This window comes from Kitasatospora sp. NA04385 (assembly GCF_013364235.1).
Lineage (GTDB): Bacteria > Actinomycetota > Actinomycetes > Streptomycetales > Streptomycetaceae > Kitasatospora.
On record NZ_CP054919.1, the window covers coordinates 8,190,191 to 8,208,209 of the forward strand.

At 75.6% G+C, this 18,019-nt stretch carries 16 protein-coding genes and 1 pseudogene; 7 read left to right on the forward strand and 10 right to left on the reverse strand.

Going from position 1 to position 18,019, the window contains the following annotated elements; translation table 11 throughout:
- Window positions 1-53: 53 nt before the first annotated feature.
- A complete protein-coding gene (locus HUT16_RS36320; protein WP_176192251.1) occupies window positions 54-797 on the reverse strand; it encodes a VIT family protein in 744 nt (247 codons plus the stop codon).
- 100 nt (window positions 798-897) lie between these two features.
- On the opposite strand from HUT16_RS36320, the gene HUT16_RS36325 reads away from it, so the two are divergent.
- Complete coding sequence (locus HUT16_RS36325; protein ID WP_176192252.1) at window positions 898-1,293, forward strand: hypothetical protein; 396 nt, start codon at window positions 898-900, stop codon at window positions 1,291-1,293.
- Here the strand turns inward: HUT16_RS36325 and HUT16_RS36330 are convergent.
- The 5 genes from HUT16_RS36330 to HUT16_RS36350 all read right to left on the reverse strand — a co-directional run bounded on the left by HUT16_RS36330 (window position 1,274) and on the right by HUT16_RS36350 (window position 8,390).
- Window positions 1,274-1,708, reverse strand: a complete 435-nt coding sequence (locus tag HUT16_RS36330; protein WP_176192253.1) for a Clp protease N-terminal domain-containing protein — start codon at window positions 1,706-1,708, stop codon at window positions 1,274-1,276. The genes HUT16_RS36325 and HUT16_RS36330 overlap by 20 nt on opposite strands.
- Before the next feature lie 56 nt (window positions 1,709-1,764).
- Window positions 1,765-2,343 (reverse strand): EF-hand domain-containing protein, encoded by a 579-nt coding sequence (locus HUT16_RS36335; RefSeq protein ID WP_176192254.1) that lies wholly within the window; start codon window positions 2,341-2,343, stop codon window positions 1,765-1,767.
- Between the two features lie 91 nt (window positions 2,344-2,434).
- Window positions 2,435-7,201 (reverse strand): tetratricopeptide repeat protein, encoded by a 4,767-nt coding sequence (locus tag HUT16_RS36340; protein ID WP_176192255.1) that lies wholly within the window; start codon window positions 7,199-7,201, stop codon window positions 2,435-2,437.
- 42 nt (window positions 7,202-7,243) lie between these two features.
- Window positions 7,244-7,573, reverse strand: coding sequence for a trypco2 family protein (locus tag HUT16_RS36345; protein WP_176192256.1), 330 nt, complete (start codon window positions 7,571-7,573; stop codon window positions 7,244-7,246).
- Window positions 7,574-7,703: 130 nt separating this feature from the next.
- The gene (locus HUT16_RS36350) at window positions 7,704-8,390 is read right to left on the reverse strand and encodes a transglycosylase SLT domain-containing protein (RefSeq protein WP_176192257.1); all 687 of its coding nucleotides are present in this window, start codon (window positions 8,388-8,390) and stop codon (window positions 7,704-7,706) included.
- 277 nt (window positions 8,391-8,667) lie between these two features.
- Between HUT16_RS36350 and HUT16_RS36355 the strand changes: the two genes are divergently transcribed.
- On the forward strand, window positions 8,668-9,315 hold the full coding sequence (locus HUT16_RS36355) for a DUF6542 domain-containing protein (protein WP_176192258.1): 648 nt from the start codon (window positions 8,668-8,670) through the stop codon (window positions 9,313-9,315).
- Window positions 9,308-10,960 (forward strand): LCP family protein, encoded by a 1,653-nt coding sequence (locus HUT16_RS36360; RefSeq protein WP_176192259.1) that lies wholly within the window; start codon window positions 9,308-9,310, stop codon window positions 10,958-10,960. Before HUT16_RS36355 ends, HUT16_RS36360 begins: the two co-directional genes overlap by 8 nt.
- A gap of 67 nt (window positions 10,961-11,027) precedes the next feature.
- Here the strand turns inward: HUT16_RS36360 and HUT16_RS36365 are convergent, their stop codons facing one another.
- Together HUT16_RS36365 and HUT16_RS36370 are read right to left on the reverse strand one after the other, a co-directional pair.
- A complete protein-coding gene (locus HUT16_RS36365) occupies window positions 11,028-11,957 on the reverse strand; it encodes a M56 family metallopeptidase (RefSeq protein ID WP_176192260.1) in 930 nt (309 codons plus the stop codon).
- Between the two features lie 3 nt (window positions 11,958-11,960).
- Complete coding sequence (locus HUT16_RS36370) at window positions 11,961-12,401, reverse strand: BlaI/MecI/CopY family transcriptional regulator (protein ID WP_176192261.1); 441 nt, start codon at window positions 12,399-12,401, stop codon at window positions 11,961-11,963.
- A gap of 1,088 nt (window positions 12,402-13,489) precedes the next feature.
- On the opposite strand from HUT16_RS36370, the gene HUT16_RS36375 reads away from it, so the two are divergent.
- From HUT16_RS36375 to HUT16_RS36390, 4 genes are all read left to right on the forward strand, one after another.
- On the forward strand, window positions 13,490-14,200 hold the full coding sequence (locus tag HUT16_RS36375) for a glycoside hydrolase domain-containing protein (protein ID WP_254898427.1): 711 nt from the start codon (window positions 13,490-13,492) through the stop codon (window positions 14,198-14,200).
- 198 nt (window positions 14,201-14,398) lie between these two features.
- Window positions 14,399-15,802 carry a histidine-type phosphatase gene (locus HUT16_RS36380; protein ID WP_303392125.1) on the forward strand — a complete coding sequence of 468 codons (1,404 nt, stop codon included), beginning with the start codon at window positions 14,399-14,401 and terminating at the stop codon, window positions 15,800-15,802.
- Between the two features lie 157 nt (window positions 15,803-15,959).
- Entirely contained in the window at window positions 15,960-16,247 is a 288-nt protein-coding gene (locus HUT16_RS36385) for a hypothetical protein (RefSeq protein WP_176192263.1), read from the forward strand.
- A 289-nt stretch (window positions 16,248-16,536) separates the two neighbouring features.
- Complete coding sequence (locus HUT16_RS36390; RefSeq protein ID WP_254898429.1) at window positions 16,537-16,929, forward strand: SsgA family sporulation/cell division regulator; 393 nt, start codon at window positions 16,537-16,539, stop codon at window positions 16,927-16,929.
- On the opposite strand, the pseudogene HUT16_RS36395 reads toward HUT16_RS36390, so the two are convergent.
- A pseudogene (locus tag HUT16_RS36395) lies at window positions 16,924-17,159 on the reverse strand (transposase family protein); the annotation flags it as partial. The gene HUT16_RS36390 and the pseudogene HUT16_RS36395 overlap by 6 nt on opposite strands.
- Before the next feature lie 63 nt (window positions 17,160-17,222).
- Entirely contained in the window at window positions 17,223-17,942 is a 720-nt protein-coding gene (locus HUT16_RS36400; protein ID WP_254898172.1) for a hypothetical protein, read from the reverse strand.
- Between the last annotated feature and the right edge of the window lie 77 nt (window positions 17,943-18,019).

The following is an 18,019-nucleotide window of genomic DNA, read 5'->3' on the forward strand; positions in this document are numbered from 1 at the left end:
AGGGGCCCGCACCGGAACCACCCGGCGGCGGGCCCCTGGCCCGTGCCCCGCCCTCAAGCGGTCGACGCCCCCAGCAGTACGCCCACCGCGTACGTCACCGCCATCGCGATGCCGCCGCCCAGCACGTTGCGCAGCACCGCCCGGCGCGGATCCGCCCCGCCCAGCCGGGCGCTCGTCCAGCCCGTCACCACCAGGGCCGCCAGCACCGCCACCACCGTGACCCACACCCGGACGGACTGCGGCGGCAGCACGATCGCCAGCAGCGGCAGCAGCGCACCCACCGTGAACGCCGCGAAGGACGCCCAGGCCGCGTGCCACGGTTCGGTCAACTCGTCCGGGTCGATGCCCAGTTCGGTCTCCGCGTGGGCGGCCAGCGCGTCGTGCGCGGTCAACTGCACGGCCACCTGCCGGGCCAGCTCCGGATCCAGGCCCTTCGCCTCGTACATGCCCGCCAGCTCGGCCAGCTCCGCCTGCGGCGTCAGCCGCAGCTCCCGCCGCTCCAGCGCCAGCGCGGCCCGCTCCGCGTCCCGCTGGGTGCTCACCGAGACGTACTCGCCCGCCGCCATCGACAGCGAGCCCGCCAGCAGGCCCGCCAGACCGGCCGTCAGCAGCTCGGTGGACGAGGAGTTCGCACCCGCCACGCCCACCACCAGGCCCGCCGTCGACACCACGCCGTCGTTCGCCCCCAGCACCGCCGCCCGCAGCCAGTTCAACCGCCCGCCCAGCGCACCCCCGTGCGCCTCGTCGTGGTCCGGGGGCTGGCCGGGTTCCGTACCCCGGGCGCGGGAAGCTGTCATGGCGCCAGTGTGCCCGCCGGACGCCGCCGCGCCCCGCAGCCCCGGCGGGGCGCCGGAAAACCCGTTGCCGCAGGTGGTGACGGTGGGTCAGGATGCGGGCATGTGCTTCCGTGGCGGGACGGGCAGCCGGCACCACGTGTGCCTGCCCTGCCGGGCGTCCTACAAGCGCCGCGGGCAGCGGACCGAGACCTGCCCGCGCTGCCGGGGCCCGCTGATCGACGCGGGCCAGGACCTGCACGTCCCGCGCCGCTCCGACACCGCCGCCTGGCGGGCGCTCACCGCGCTGCTGTACTCCGGCGTCCGGTTCGCCTCCGGCTGCTGCGACGGCCCCGGCTGGCGCCCGCGCACCCCGCGCGAGGTCCGCGAACGCCTCGCCGCCGCAGCCGGCACCGGCCTGCCCCTCGCCGACGCGCTGACCACCCGGGACGTGGCGGACCTCGCCGCGCAGCGGCGCGCCGCGCGGCGGGTGCCGAAGGTCAGCCGACCGCCGCGCTGAGCAGCTCGCGGTGCGCCTGCCGGGTGGTCAGGCCCAGTGCGTGCAGCGCCAGGCGGCCCGGGCCGGACGGCTCGCACTCCAGGACGGCCAGCGGCAGGCGCGCCGCCAGCGGGCCCGGCCCGCCGTCGGCCAGCCGCTGGTGGACGTCGCCCGCGTACCGGGACAGCGGGGGGAACTCGCCCGCCGGAACGGGGAAGCGCGGCCAGGCGTACGACGCCAGGGCCCGTTCGACCGCCTCCGCCAGCGCGCCGGGCGCGACACCGGGCAGCCGTCCGGGCAGCGCCAGCAGCAGGTGCCCGGTGGTGACTTCGTTGTGGCCCCGTTCGACCGCCGCGGCGCGGGCCGCGTCCAGCAGGCCGTCCAGCGCGTCCGGGCCGTCGGGACGGTCGGGCGCGTCGAGAGTGTGATCCGTCATGCCGGTCAGGCTCCCCCGGGCGCGGCCGCCCGGTCAACCGGAGCGCCCCGAGCGCCTCAGAGCGTGGTCGGGGCCGGGTCGCCCTGCGGGCTGCCGGTCCACCAGTTGCCCGGGGCGGCCGGGTCGCGGCTGGTCCAGTACTCGATGATCGCGCTCTCGAACTCCTCGGCGGACAGCGCGCCGTCGCCGTTCCGGTCCAGGTGCGCGAAGGCGGTGTCGGCGTCGGCGCGGCGCAGCTGCGGGAAGTGGCCGCGCTGGAAGGCGAAGAACTCGTCCGCGTCGACCTCGCCGTTGCCGTCCGTGTCCGCCACCGCGAGGAAGGCCCGGGCCAGCGCCCCGAGCGTCGCCACCGCCGCCCCGGGGTCGTCGGCCAGCGAGGCGGTGGAGGCCAGGAACTGCGCCCGGTCGATCGCCTCGGCCCCGGCGGGCAGGTGCGGCAGGTGCAGCTCGCGCCAGATCGCCACGTACGCCCCGACGATCCGCTCCTCCGGCGCGGACCCGGCCGGGTGCCCCAGCGAGCGTGCCACCGACCGCCCCATCAGGACGTGGTCCTGCTCGGTGAGCCGCCCGTCCCCGTCGGCGTCCAAGTGGTCGAACCCGTGACTGATCTTCGCGATGAGCAGGTCGTCGGACACGGTTACCCTCCGGTGATCGGTAGTTGACGGAGCGTCATTCTATCCACCGCTCCCGGCCCACCCGTAGCGGGGGCGGGCCGGGGCGCCACCGTCATCCGGCGGACCGCCACGGGGCGCGCTCCACCGCCTCGCGCAGGGCGCGCGCCCGGCGCAGGGCGTACGAGAAGAGCGCGGGCGCCGCCTCCACCAGCGATTCCAGCAGGCCGACGGCCTCCCCGGCACAGGCGGCGGCCTCCGCACGCCCGCTGCCGACCAGCAGCCTGCACCGGGCCCGGCCGAGCAGGGCCATCGCCAGGGCGCTCCGGTGGTCGTCGCTCTCCGGGGGGTCGAGCCGCCGGGCGGCGGCCAGCGCCTCCGCCGTGTCGGCGAGCGCCTGCTCGGCCAGCCCGTCCTGGGCCCGGGCGACCCCGAGCGCGGCCAGCGCGCCGACGGCCCGGGCGGCACGTGCGGCCGCCTCCACCGCAGGCATGCCCCGGTAGAGCCGCACGGCCCGTTCGGCGTCCGCGGCGGCTCCCGGGTGGGGCGGTTCGCACTCCGTGCGCACCTGGGCCCGGGAACCGAAGGTGTCCGCGACGATCCCCTCGTACGCCTCCGACCCCAGGCCCTCGATCGCCAGGGCGGCGGCGACCGCCCGGTCCAGGTGCGGCAGTGCCGCCTCCGCCCCGTCCACCTCGACCGACAGGGAACCGAGCAGGCCCAGGGACATGGCCATCCCGGCGCAGCGGGCCGGATGCGACGCGGGCATCCGCTCGAACGACTCGGCGACTTCGCGCAGCAGCGTCAGCGCCCGAGCGGACTCCCCGTCCGTCCACAGCGCGACGGCGTGCAGGAGCGCGGTGAGAGCCGGGGCGGGCATCCGGGCGTCCCGCTCGGCGGGCGGCAGGGACTCCCACAGCCCGACCGCCTCCGCCACGTGCCCGGCGGCCTCCGGGCGACGGCCCAGCTGGGCCAGCAGGCCGCTGGTGTCGGACAGCACGGCGGCGAGACGGGCCCGGTGGTCGTGGGTCGGCTGACGCTCCGACTCGAGGCGGCGCAGCCGCACGGCCTCGGCCGCGACTTCGAGGGCTTCGGCGGACTTGCCCGCAGCGGCGAGCTGGTTGCGGAGCAGGTCGAGGGAGTCCAGCAGGCCGTCCCGGTGGCGCTCGGGGTCGATCCGCTCCAGCGCACGCCGCGCGTCCACCACCAGCCGCAGCGCCGCGTGCGCGGCCTCGGGCCGACGGGCCAGGCTCAGGACGGCAGCGAGGACGTCCAGGATGTCGGCCGACTCCGGCCGGGCGGCGGTCGGGGCGGCGGCCGCGACCGCGACCTCGGCGGCGTCCGCCGCCTCCTCCAGCCGACCCAGCCGGTGCAGGCACAGGACCCGGGTGGTGACCAGCCGGGCGAACAGCGGATCGAACGAGTCGGGCTGCGCCTCGGCGAGGACCCGGCTCACCGCCACGCCCTGCTCGGCCGCCCGCAGCGCCTCGGCGTCGCGGCCGGCACCGCGGTGCGCCGACGCGATGTTGTTCAGGCAGCGCGCGAAGTCCGCCTGGACGCCGGCCGGCCGGGGCTCGGGGACGGAACGGTAGATCAGGACGGCCTGCTCCAGCAGGACCAGCCCCTCCGCACCCCGGTCGACGTTGCCGAGCCGCAGGGCCAGGGTGGTCAAGGCCATCGCGTGGTCGGTGGCGAACGCCCCGGGATGGGACCGGTGCAACTCCGCGTAGAGGGCGACGGACCGCTCCGCCGCCCGGACCGCCCGTTCCGCCGCTCCCGCGTCGCTGAGTTCGTTGGACCAGGTGTTGAGGGTCATCGCCAGGGGCTCGCGGTACGCCCCGGGCTGCTCCCGCGCCAACTCCTCGTAGTGCTCGACGGCCTCCTGCACGGCGGCGAGGGCCTCGCGGCCCAGACCGGCCCGGCTCAGTTCGATGGACAGCGAGTTGAGGCTCTGGGCCAGCTCGCCCCGGTAGGCGGCCGGCCGGCCCTCGGCGAGTCGGCGCCGCAGGGCGACCACCTCCCGGGACACCTCCAGCGCCTCGGCCGGGTGGCCGGTGTCGCCGAGGCAGTTCGCCAGGGTGCCGAGCACCTTCGTCAGCAGGTGCCGGTGGGCGTCCGGCCGCCGCCCGGCCAGCGGGCGCAGCAGCGCCAGGGCCTCCCGGCTGGTGCGCAGGCACTCCTCGCCCCGGCTCCAGCCGCGCTGACTCAGCGCGAGGTTGTTCAGGGCGAGGGCCAGGGCGACCACGGCCTCCTCGGTGCCGTCCGCCGCCTGCTCCCGCCGACGCTCGACCACGGCGGTCCAGTCCGCCAGCGAACGGGCGAGGTCGCCGAGGTCGCCGTAGGCGGTGGCACGGGTGCCCAGCGAGGTCAGCAGGTGCTCGGGCTGGTCCAACCCGCTGTTCCGTTCGAGCAGTTCGAAGCCCTGGACGGCGAGGTCGGCTGAGGCGAGGGCCTGGTCCCACTGCCCCGTCCGGGTCTGGAAGACCGCCCGGTTGTTGAGGCAGCCCGCCAGCGCACTGCGCAGGGCGGCCCCGTGCGGCGTCCCGGGGCCGTGCAGGGCCGTGGCGGCGGTCAGCGCCTCGACGGCGTCCCCCACCGTCGACAGGGCCCGGGCGTAGTCCCCGACCTCGCTGTACCACCTGGCCAGTCGGCGCTGCGTCCGGGAGCGGGACAGCAGCTCTTCGACGGCGTCGCCCCCGCTCCCGCCGGGCGCCTCCAGGCTCCGTTCGAGCAGGCGCACGGCCCAGGGGCCGAGGTTGTACGAGGAGCCGGGCAGCACCTCGGCCCAGGAGGCGAGCCGCTCGGGGTCGGAGTGCGGGGAGTCGAGCAGCCGGAGGAGGGCGTCGGTCAGCGGCGCCGCCTCCTCGACGTGCGTGGCGGCGGTGATCGCCGGCAGGGCGAGGACGTCGGGCGATGCGGTGCACAACTCGGTGATCCGCGGGGCGAGTTCGGCGCGCAGCGGGCGGTGGTGCGCGGCCCGGGTCAGGACGGTCAGCAGCCGCTCGGCGTCGTCGGGCGCCAGGTCGGCGCTCAGTGCGGAGAGCAGGTAGGGCTGTTCCAGCACCCGCCGCCCGGCGAAGCGCTCGGCGACCCGGTCGGGCTGGACCGCCCCCCACGGGCCGGCCGCCGCCCCGGCGGGGGGATAGGCGGCGATGAGGCACTTCTCCACGATCCCGCGCCGGGCGTCGTCGGAGAGCCCCCGGATGCGCCGCAGCACGGCGTCCGCCCGTGCGTAGTCGCCGGTGTCCAGCAGGACCGTGGCGGCGAGCGCGTCCCGGAACGCCTCCGCCGTCGGGCCGGCCGGGCCGACCCCGTTGCGCGCCGGGACCCCGTTGGCCGCCAGGACCCCGTTCCAGTAGCGCTCCTCGTGCAGCAGCAGACGCGCCTCCGCGTCGTCGGGGTTCTCGACGGGAGCGGCCACCAGCCCGCCGGGGGAGGACCTCGGGGCGTCCGGCGGCGGATCGCCCGCGTCCAGCAGGTCGGCCAGCGCGGTCATGTGCAGGGTCAGCGGGTTGGCGTAGCGCAGGTCCCCCAGGTCGCGCGGCGGCAGGGCGGCCGCCTTCCCGGCCCAGTCGACCTCCCCTCGCCCGGGCAGCAGGCGCAGCTGCCCGGCGAACGCGCCCGCGGCCTGCCGGTACAGCTCCGGCCGCTCCCCGGCGTCCGTCACCAGCGCGGGCAGCGCGACCGTCGCGGCCCGCCCCAGCTGGTCCGCCACCGCCTCGCCGCGCACCTTGGCCCGCTCGCGCCACTCGCCGCCGGTCCGGGCGATCAGCACGACCTTGAACGGGAGCCGGTGGCCGGAGAGCGATTCGAGCAGCTTCGCCAACTGGCCGATCCGCTGCTCCGCGTAGTCGAGCACCACGAGCACCCGGCGCGGGGTCTCACGCAGGGGGGCCAGGTCCGGACCGTCCTCCCCGGGCGCTCCGGACGCCGCCCACACCGCCGTCCACCTGCCGTGCGCGGGGTCGGAGGTCAGCCGTTCGACCAGTTCGCGCACCAGCCGGGTCTTGCCCTGGCCGCCGGGCCCGTGCACCAGCAGCACGGCCGTGTCGGGCTGGACGCACCAGCCGACCAGCTCCTCCAGCAGTTCCCCGCGACCGTGGAAGGGAACCACCTCCCGCTCCGGGCGCAACAGTGCGGCCGGGGAGTCCCCGGACCGGTTCCGGTCGGTGGACTGGGGATCGGTCAGCGGGACGAACTCCACGGGTTCCAGCCGCAGTGAGTCGGCCCCGTACTCCTGCAGGGCCGCGCGGAACGCGCTCCCCTCCTCCGGGCGGAAGAGGTAGTACGCCGGTACGGCCTCGATCGCGCCGTGCCCGGAGAAGGCGGCCTCGCTCGTGACCACGCCGACCAGCAGGCCGTCGGACAGCAGCGCCGCCCCCGAGAGGCCGGCCCAGGGCAGGCCCGCGCCCGGCCACTGCGGAGGGGTCTTGGTGAGGTCGAGCAGGTAGCGGTTGCCGACGGAGGAGTCCCCCGGATTGACCGCCCCCGTCAGGTGGGCGGTCTCCACGAAGCCCTTGCGCTCGCCGAGCGCGTGGCCGTCCGGGGAACCCGCGTACTGCACCAGGTCGGGAGTCCCCATCACCTCGCACGGCTGCCCCGCCCGCAGGGTGGAGAACTCGCCCCAGCGGACGCCCGCCGAGGTGGGCGGGGTCCACCCGTCGTCGTCGACGTGCAGCAGCGCGGCGTCGTCACGCCCGCCCGGGCTGCCCCGCCACACCACGGTCGCCCGGAACTCCCGGCCGGTGCCGGGCCGTTTCAGCGGCACCGTCGCCGCGGTGCCGACGACGTGCGCGGAGGTCAGTACCAGTCTGGGGCCGACCAGGTAGCCGGAACCCCGGCTGCCCCGCCCGCCGACGACCACCACTCTGTCCTTCAGCATGTTCCCCCCTGCGTTCCGGTGCCCCCCCGGTTCGGCCGCGGCTCAGTTCTCGTAGTGGCCGGTGAGGTCCTCCGGCTCGTCCGCGCCGTCGCCCGCACCGGAGATCAGGAGGTCCGTCCGGTCGGCCTGCCGGGGCGTCAGGGTGAAGGAGATCCGGTGGGTCCTGCCGCGCGAAACGCTCCCGGCGGCCTCCGCGGACAGCGCCCAGACCTTGAACTTCCCGCCGGCCTTCGCGTCCGCCCGGAGCTCGACCTCGAACGCCATCTCGATCGGACCGACCTCGAACAGGAGCTCCTGCCCGGTCCCGAGCCGCTGGGCCTTCAGCAGTTCGTTCCGCACGGCGGCCACGGCCTCCGCCAGTTCGATGTCCAACTTCATTCTCCCCTGGTTGAGTTGACGACTCGATGGTCACCATAGGGGGAGCGTGCCGACCGGGGAGGGCGGACTCGTCAGTAGGTTGTCCCGGTCGCGGAACGCCCGGGGCCCAGCGAACGCCCGGGGCTCAGCGGGCGGCCAGGGCGTCGGCGGACTTCGACCAGTTGTCGTGCAGCTTGTCGAGGTAGGAGCGGGCCTCGGGGCCGGGCTTGGTGCCGCGGGCGAAGAGCAGCATGTTGCCCGCGCCGGTGTTGTAGCCCAGCGCCATCAGCTCGTCGCGGGACAGCGACGCGGCGGGGTGCGCGGGCAGCTGGGCGCCCAGGTCGTGCAGGTACCAGGCGGCGGCCCGGACGGCGAGCGCCGGGTCGTCGGGGAGGTCCTCCCAGGGGCGGTCGGCGAAGGGGCGGCCCTGGCGGGTCTCGTCGTAGGCGGCGCGGTGCATGTTGGCGATGCCGAACGAGGCGTCCGGCTTCATCTTCTGCCAGGCGCGCTCGACGTCCGGGCCGTGCGGCTTGTACGCCTCGTTGAACAGGACCGCCATCACCAGCTGCGGGTTCACCCCGGCCTCGGCCGCGTACTGCTTCACCTCGGCCGCGAAGTACCGCGGCGCGTAGTCGCCCGGGGGCCGGGAGGCGGCGGCCGGGGCGCCGGACGAGGGCGGGGCCGAAGCGGAGGCGGTCGCGGCGGCGGAAGCACTGGCGGCCGGGGCGGCGGCGGGCGGGGCGGCCTGGTCGCCGCCGCGCTCGTAGGCCCAGATGCCCAGCACGGCCAGTGCCAGTACCGCCCACGGCCACTTCGCGCCGCGTTCCGCCACCGGTGGCTCCTTCCGTCCGTCGGATCCGGGTGCCGTCGGGGCTCCCGCGCTTCGGGTGCCCGCCGGCCGTGTCCTGGCACCGGGCTGTCGCGTTCTGCCAGATGTCGCCCGATGCCGGGTGACGGCCTGTGGCGAGCTTACGTACCCGGAGCGAATTTGTATGCTTCGCTCGAACCTCTACAGCTCTGTAGAGGAACCGGGTGGTGCCCGCCCGCGTCTGTCAGTCCGGAACGGTCGGACGCCGCAGGCGCGGCGCGGCAGTGGACGAGAGGTGTCGATGACGGGGCGAGGGCCGACAGGCGCACGCGGCGACGCGCCGCTGTGGCGGGACGAGCGGGACGAGCGGGACGAGCAGGGCGGCCAGGGCGGTCCGGAGGGGCGCGGCGGCCCGGGGGGAGCCCTCCCCGCCCACCCCGTCCCCGCCCAGCGCGGCCCGCACCGGGACGAGCGGCGCGCCCCGACCGGACGGCGCCCCGGCGGGCCGCCCGCCGCGAGGCCGCGCGCGGCAGCACCCGGGAGCGGGCGCACGGCCGCGCGCGCCGACACCGCCGGGCCGAACCGGATGCCCGCCGTCCTGCCCTCGCTCGGCCTGCCCGTGCTCGGCGCGCTCGCCGACGAACTGATCAGCCCGGGCCTCGGCCCGGTGTACGCCGGGTGCGCCGTCCTCGGCGCCGTCCTGGCCGCCCTGGTCAGCAGCCCGGCCGGCTGGTGGTGGGTGGTCAGCGGCGCGCCCGTGGTGACCCTGGCCGCGGCCGGCTGCGCCGACTACCTGGCCCGCGGCGACGAGTACCGGGGCGCCGGACTGGGCACCCGGGGCCTCGAACTCGTCAGCGGCCAGTTCCCGTGGATGCTCGCCGCCCTCGCCGCCGCCCTGCTGGCCGTCGGCGTGCGCAGGCTCCGTGCCCGGAGGTCCCACCGTGGCTGACCGCCGCACCCCGGCCCAGGGCCACCCGTCGGCCGAACGCCGCGGCCCCCGCCGGGTCGTGCGCCGCCGCCCCGCGCCGGGCGTGATCGCCGGTCGGGCCCTCGCCTGCGGCCTGTCGCTGACCGTCCTGGGCGTCAGCGGCTTCGCCTGGTACACCACCCAGCAGCTCAACGGCGTCAACCGCTCGCACGCCCTCGACCAGGCCAAGAAGAACGCGCCCCCGCACCTCGACTCCTCCGTCAACATCCTGCTGATCGGCCTGGACAGCCGCAAGGACATGGACGGCAACGACCTCCCCAAGGAGTTCGTCCAGGACGAACTGCACGCGGGCTCCAGCGAGATCGGCGGCTACAACACCAACTCGCTGATCCTGCTGCACATCCCGCCCAGCGGGAAGGCCCAGGCGGTGTCCGTCCCGCGCGACGACTGGGTGCAGACGTACAACGCGGACGGCACCCAGGGCAAGATGCACAAGATCAAGGAGGCCTACGGCTACGCCAAGGACGCCGCCGAGGAGAAACTGCGCGCCAAGGGGCTCAAGGGCGCCGAACTGGAGCAGCAGAGCCGCGAGGCCGGGCGCTCCGCCACCATCCAGACCGTGCAGAAGCTCCTCGACGTCCCGATCGACCACTTCGCCGAGGTCAACCTGATCGGCTTCTACGACATCGCCAAGGCACTCGAACCGATCCCGGTCTGCCTCAACAACGCCGTCGACGACCCGATCGTCTCCCGGGTCACCGACAGCAAGGGCAACGTGGTCAAGCCCGGCGGCGGCACCGGTCTGAAACTGCCCGCCGGCGTCAGCCAGTTGAACGCCGCCGACGCGCTGTCCTTCGTCCGGCAGCGGCACAACCTCACCAACGGCGACCTCGACCGCACCCACCGGCAGCAGGCGTTCATCGCCTCCGTCGAGTACAAGCTCAAGCAGCAGGGCGTGATCGGCGACCTCGGCAAGATGCAGGACCTGCTGAACGTGGTCAAGAAGGACGTGGTGATAGACGACCAGTGGCAGATCCTCGACTTCGCCCAGCAGGCACCCAACCTGACCGGCGGGAACGTCGAGTTCAACACCCTGCCGATCGACAAGTTCGCCACCGTCGGCGGCCAGGAGGTCAACCAGGTCGACCCGGCCAAGCTCCGGCGGATCGTCAAGCAGCTGTTCGGCCAGCCCGTCGACGCGGACCCGGCACCCGGCACCGCCGGCGCCACCCCGTCCGGCGTCGGCCCCAGCACCGGCCCCGGCACCAGCCCCGGTGAGGCGCCCGCCGCCGACGCCACCGTCGACGTGCTCAACGGCTCACCGGTGACCGGCGCCGCCGGCGACGAGTCCAAGGCCCTGACGGCACTCGGCTACCGGGCCGGGAGGACCGGCAACGCCGACACCCACCCCAGGGCCACCACCGTCCGGTACGGCACCGGCGCGCAGGACGCCGCCCGGCAGATCGCCGCCCGCTACGGGGCCACCGCCACCGCCTCCGGCACGATCGCCCCCGGCCACGTCCAAGTCGTCCTCGGCACCGACCACACCGCGCCCGCCGCCACCCCCGGCACCGCCGACAGCACCCCCGGCCAGCCCGCCCCCACCGCCACCCTGCAGATGCAGGGCCCGCCGGTGAAGGCCGGCGGCGTCCCCTGCGTCGACTGACCACCTGGCCGGGCAGAGGGGCCGCCCGCACCAGGGCGTGGCGGCCCGCACCAGGGGGCGGCGTTCCTCACCAGGGCGTGGCGGCCTTCACCAGCAGCACCAGCGCGACCGCCGCGTTCAGGGCCGACACCGCCGACACCGCCGTGCCCGCCGCCGCCACCATCGCGGCCAGCCCCGCCGGGGAGGCCGGTGGCGGCCACGCCTCGCCCAGCGCCGGACTCAGCAGCGCCGTCACCCGGCGCGGCACCGGGCCCGGCGCGGCGAAAGCCGCGAACGACGGCGCCGGACCACCCCGGGTGACCAGGGCCGCCCGGGCCACCGCCCGCGCCGTCAGCCGCCGGTCGCCCACCGAACCCGCCGCCTCCTCGTCCGCCCAGCGCTCCGTCGCGTACCCCACCGCCTTCTGCAACGGCCGCAGGAACGGGTTCACGCAGCTCGCCAACTGCGCCGCCAACAGGTAGCGGTGGTGCCGGTTCGCCAGGTGCGAGCGCTCGTGCGCCAACAGCGCCCGCTGCTCGTCCGCGTCCAGGCTGTCCATCATCGCCGCCGACACCACCACCCGGCCCGGCACGCCCGGCACCGCGTACGCGTACGGCTCGGGGTCCGGCAGCACCACCAGGTCCGAATCCAGCGGCATCGGCGCCAGCACCCGCTGCGCCCGGGCCCGGATCCGCAGGTGGCGGCGGAGCGAACGCGAACACGCCGTCAGCACCGTCACCAGGCCCACCACCGCCGCCGTGCCCACCTCCTCGTGGAACGGCACCGCCGTCCGGATCTCCGGATCGGACCAGCTGTCCGGCAGCGGATTGCCCGGGATCTGCGCGGTGCCCACCACGAACAGCAGGCCCAGCGCCAGCGTGCTGCACACCGCCATCGTCACGCCGATCCAGGACAGCAGCCGCACCGCGTTGCGCGGGTGCAGGTGGTGCTCGGCCAGCCGCGCGATCGGCAGCGAGGTCAACGGCAGCACCAGCGGGAGGAAGACGAAGGAGCCCATCGCTCAGCGCCCGTCGTCCCGGCCCCCGGCGCCGGGTTCGGCCTCCGCCGCGTTCAGCAGCGAACGCAGCACCTGCTCGTCCTCCGGCGTCAGCGCCGTCACGAACGAGGCCAGCACCGCGTCCCGGTCCGGCTCGGTGTCCAGCAGCCGACGCATCCGGCGGGCCGTCAGCCCCGCCGCGTCCGCCGCCGCCGACCACACGTACGCCCGGCCCGCCCGGCTGCGCACCACCGCCTGCTTCGCCAGCAGCCGCGACAGGATCGTCATCACCGTGGTGTACGCCAGCTCGCCGCCCAACTGCTCCTGCACCCAGGACGCCGTCACCGGCCCCGGCGCCCGGTGCAGCACCGACAGCACCTCGGTGGCCAACTCGCCCTGCCCGCGCCGCCGCCGACCGCCCTCGTCGCCCTCGCCGTGCCCCGGGTCGACACCCGCCAACTCCATGGGAGACTCCCTCCGGCACGGCCGCCCCGCGCCCGACTCGGACAGTTCGACCCCCATCCTAGAGCCTGCCCCGACACCCCTCCGGCGGCCCGCGACCGCTCCCCGCCACGGCCTCGGGCGGCACCGGGGCCGACCATCGGGGTGGTGACAGCGGTGGCGACAGCGACTGGGGCGGCGACAGCGGTGACGACAGCGGTGACGACAGCGGCGGCGACAGTGGTGGCGACCGGCTCGGGAGGGCGGGCGGAGGAGCGGCGGCGTCGTGCCCCGGGTGGTGGCGAGGTGGTGGCGGGGCGCTGGTGGGGCCTGCGCCGGGGTGTGCGCGGTGGGGTGGGACCGCCCGGTCGGATCGGCGGCGGTTCCGGTGGCCTTCCGGGGTGGCCCGGCAGGATCACGGCTGCGGCTGCGGCTGCGGCTGCGGCTGCGGTGGCGGCGGCGCGGGCGGTCCGGCCACCTCCGGCGTCCCGCCGAGCGCCTGTCCTCCCGGGAACGAGGCCGGGCACCGCGCGACAGCGGGACCGTGGTCGGCGCGCTGCCGAGCACCGCGGCGCGGGTGCCGTCCGCCGTCGCGCCGGTGCCTGCCCGGAGCGCCGAACCGCCGGTGGGGCCGCGTCGAGCACCCGTTATGGTGTGCGCACCATCCGCCTGACCACCCGTTCGCCCGACCACCCAGTGGAGAGCACGTGTCGCACCGCCGCGCCCGCGAATCGTCCGGACGCCGTCCCCGAGGCCGCCGTGCCGTCCTGCTCTCCGCCGCCGCCGTCCTGGTGATCGGCTCCGGCGCCGCCGCCCTCGCCGCCGCCGGGGGCGGGGACGAGCACCCCGCCGCCGCACCTGCCGCACCCGCCGCCACCAGCGCCGATGCCGGTGCGCCGACACCCGGGCCCGCGCCCACGGAGAGCACCGACGCCTCCGCTTCGGCCACCGCCTCCGTCTCCGCGTCCGCGTCCACCTCCGCGAGCCCCTCCGGGTCCGCCACGGCCTCGGCGTCCGCCACCGGGACCGGCCCGGCGGGCAAGGACGCCACCACGCCGCCCGCTGCGTCCGTCGCGCCCGCCGCGCCCGTCGCCAAGCCCGGCGGCGCACCCGTGACCTTCACCGGCCTGGCCTTCGACACCTGCACCGCGCCCGGCCTCGCCACCATGAACGCCTGGCACGGCACCAGCCCCTACGGCGCCGCCGCCGTCTACATCGGCGGTAAGAACCGCGGCTGCGCCCAACCCCAGCTCACCGCCGACTGGGTCAAGTCCGTCAGCGGCAGCGGCTGGAAGCTCGTCCCGCTGTACGTCGGCGCCCAGCCGCCCTGCCAGACCGGCAATAGCCCCGAGAAGCTCACCGCCGACACCGCCGTCCCGCTCGGCACCACCGACGGCCGGGACGCCGTCGCCAAGGCCGCCGCCCTCGGCATGCGCCCCGGCAGCACCCTCTACCTCGACGTCGAGGCGTACGACACCGCCGACACCTCCTGCGCCGCCGCCGTCCTCGCCTACGTCCAGTCCTGGAACCGCGCCGTGCACGGCTCCGGCTACTGGGCCGGGTTCTACGGCTTCGCCTCCTCCAGCGCCGCGGGCATCGCCAAGGCCGCCGGGGAGAACGCCCCCGACCTGCCCGACGCCGTCTGGTACGCCAAGTACGACGGCGCCGCCGACACCACCGGCAGCTTCCCGTTCGCCGCGGGCCTGTGGAGCGGGCACCGCCGCGCCCACCAGTACCAGGTCAATCAGAAGGAGACCTACGGCGGCGCCACCGTCACCGTCGACCGCAACGCCTGGGACGCCCCGGTCGCGGTCGTCGGCTGAGCAGTGGCCGGACGGCGGCCGGGCGGTGGCCGGGTTCCGACGTCCCGACCAGGGCCTCCGACGCGCCCGGGACCGTCCGTTCACTCCCGGGACACCGGGCGAACGGACGGGCGTGGACGGGGGTTCGAACGCGGCTGGCAGGGTGCGGCGGTCGACCGGGACGGACCGGTCGGCCTTCCCTCCGAGAGGCTCCCCACCGTGAAGCGCACCGCCGCACTCGCCGCCACCGCCACCGCCACCGCCCTGGCCACGGCCCTGGCGGCCACCTTCGCGACCGCCGGAACCGCCGCCGCCCAGAGCACCGCCCGGAGCACCGCTCAGCACGCTGCCCAGGGCGTCGCCCGCAGCGACTCCTACGGCACCAAGACCCCGTACGCCCCGCAGCAGGACCTCCGGCGCTACCAGCAGGCCCCCGCCGGCTACACGCCGGTGTTCACCGAGAACGTCGCCCGGCACGGCTCGCGCGCGATGAGCGACCGCGAGGACGGCGACGCCGTCCTCGCGCTGCTCGCCGAGGCCGAGCAGGCCGGCGGGCTGACCGGCCTCGGCGCCCAACTCGCCCCGAAGGTCCGGACGCTGCTCGACGCCGGTGCCTCGATCGGCTACGGCAACCTGTCCGCCCGGGGCGCCGACGAGCAGCGGCAGACCGCGCTGCGGATGGAGCGGCGGCTGCCCGGCCTGTTCGACGCCATCGCCGCCCAGGGCGCGCCGATCGTGGTCGAGACCTCCGGCGTGGCCCGGGCCACCGCCAGCGCCGACGCCTTCACCGCCGGACTGGTCGCGGGCGAACCCGCCCTGGCCGGCAGGGTCGAGGCCCCGGTCACCGACAAGAACCTGCTCTACTTCCACAAGCAGCCGCAGAACGCCGACTACCAGGCGTACCTCGCCGCCGACCCGCAGCTCGCCGCCGCCCTCGCCGCGGTCGACGCCGACCCGCGCACCGCCGAGGCCGCCCGGCACACCGTCCGCCGCCTGTTCACCGCCGCCTTCGCCGACACCCTCAACGCCGAGCGGCAGACCGCCTTCGCCCGCTCGCTGTACGCGCTCTACAGCGCCGCGCCCGACCTGTCCGTCGAGGCCCGCGGCACCGACCTGGACCGGTTCCTGACGCCCTCCGACGCCCGGTGGTTCGGCTACCTCGACGACGCCGAGGAGTTCTACCAGAAGGGCCCCGGCTTCGCCGGACGCACCATCACCTACAAGATGGCGGGCGTCCTGCTCGACGACCTGTTCGCCCAGGCCGAGCACAAGGCCGACGGCACCAGCGGCGCCGGAGCCGTGCTGCGCTTCACCCACGCCGAGGAGATCGAACCGCTGGCCGCCCTGCTCGGCCTCCCCGGCAGCACCCGGCAGGCCGACCCGGCGCACCCCTACAGCTACGCGAACAACCCGTGGCGCGGCGCCGACGTCTCGCCGATGGCCGCCAACCTCCAGTGGGACCTGTACCGGGCCGCCCCCGGCAGCAAGGGCAAGCCGGCCTACCTGGTGCGGATGCTCTACAACGAGCGGGAGACCGCGTTCAAGGGCGCCTGCCACCCGATCGCCAAGGGCTCCTCCTTCTACGACCTGGACGAACTGGAGCGCTGCTTCGGCCGCCGCTGAGGCCCGGCGGACGGAGTGGCGTCCGGGCCGGGTCGCGGAGCCGGGAGCCCGGTGCGCGTAGGGTGGGAGCGGCTGGTGCCCGTCGGCAGAACCGGCAGGTGACGGGGCGTCGGCACCTGCCGCACGGCTGAGCACTGACGGAAGGACGGCCCGCGCCATGGCAGTTGACATCCGGGTGGAGCCCCTGGGCGACCGCGAGTACCTGGTCCGGATCGAGGACGGCCCGGTCGGCGCCGAGACCCGGGTCCGGGTCACCGACGGGGTGCTGGACCGGCCCGGCCTGTCCGGCAGCGAAGAGGAGCGGATCGTGCACGAGACGGTGGCCTTCCTGACCGAGCGCCAGCCCGTCATCGACATCCCGCCGATGATCGACCTGGACGACCTGGCCGACGCGTACGGCGACGCCTACCTGGAGGAGCTGGCCCGCCGGGTCGCGCGGGCGTAGCCGCCGAAACGCCCGGGCGCGGCACCTGGTGCGCCCGGGCCGTTCGTCGGCGGAACGAACGGGGTGTCACCGATCGGGCCCGGCGTCGTTGTCCTGGCGTGCAGGTTCGAGAGGCGCTGCGGCGCGCAGCGGGTTGCCGCGTGGCAAGTGAAGAATCGTTTCTCCGCTGTGCGGGGCGGGAGACGAACGGCGGTGGGGCCAGGTGAACCCGGACGAGGAACCCACCCCGCCCGCCGTCCCCCCGCAACGCTGCGCCACCACCCGGCCCACCGTGCACCTGGTCGTCGACGTGGTCGTCACCCCCGAACTGCACGTCCCCGTCGCCGCCCGCCTGCGCTACCGCGCCGACGAGCCCTACACCGTCCACCTCGACAACCACGTCGACCTGCCCGACCCCGTCACCTGGGCGCTCTCCCGCGACGTCCTGCTCGCCGGACTCACCCGCCCCGCCGGCCTCGGTGACATGTCCGTCACCCCCGGCGACGGCCCCGACCACGGACACGTCCTGCTCTCCCTGCACGGCGAGGAGGCCAGCGCCCTGCTGCGCATCCCCGCCCGGGCCCTGCGCGACTTCCTGCGCCGCACCGAGTGCGTCGTCCCGGTCGGCCTCGAACGCGACCACGTCGACCTCGACGCGGTGGTCCGACGCCTCCTCGACGACGACCCGGACGGAGACGAGTAAGGGCCCGATGCGGTCGATGACCCGGCCGACCGCCGACTGGATACCCCGAACAGCGAAGCGAGCTGCCGCAGCGTCAGATTCGTTCGCCAGTAGACAATGACCAGCGGAACCCGATCCTCCAGTGTCAGGCCCCACGGTCGGCCTCGGCGCGGCACGTCGGCGCCCTCGCGGCGGAGCATCGTGACCGGCCTCCGGACGTCGCGGGGGCCCAGCCCGGTGAACGGGGCTATCCAGGACGGCTGGGATGCGGTGAAAACGGAGCTCCCCGCAGGATCGTCCCAGGAGGGCCTGGATCAGGGAGCAAGTGCGGCTGTCACCCGGGCGAGGCGGTCCGCCGGTAGCGCGAAACGGTTGGTCGGGTTGCGGAAGGAGTAGCGGCCGTCGTTGGTCCGGTGACCATCCCCGGTTGCAGTCCAGCGCGTGGGGCCGCAGGGGCCCTGGCCTTCCAGCAGAGCGGCCGCGAGCTGTTCGGGATCCTCGACGGCGGTTCGGTTGCGCAGAGCTTCTGCCAGGCGTTCGGCGGCCGCAGCGGGTAGAGCTGTGTCTCCGAACGCGGGCAGCAGGAGTAGCAGGCGAGCGTCCGGGTCCGTGGTGGAGCCGCCGGCCAGGCCGTTGTCCGCAGCTGCTGTCAGCTCGGGCCAGGACAGGCCGGGGCCCATGAAGTGGCCGTCGTCCTGGGCGAGCAGTTCGGCGCGGTCCCAGCCGGGGTGGTGCAGGAGGTAGTCGGTGCCGGTGTCTTCCTCGAGGTTGCGGTAGACGACGTGCAGTCGGCCGGCGGTGACCGGGACGGTGAAGACGGGCCAGTCCGCGCGGCCGGACAGTCGACGGTGGAAGTCCTCTGCGGCGTCGTAATCCGCACCGAACAGGAGCTCCTCGGCTTCCTCGCTCTGTACACAGGAGTAGAGGTGTCCCAGCCAGAACCGTGGCTCGTCGAGGAGCTCGGGCAGGTGGGCGAGGGGGCCGCTGTCGTAGCCCGGGATCCGGCCCGGGTGCATGTCCACGCTGTTCGTCACGTGGTTCATCATGCCGCTGCCCCCTGTCACCGCCGTGAGGGGGCCCAGGCGGCAGCGGCCCTCGTGGCTGTCAGAGT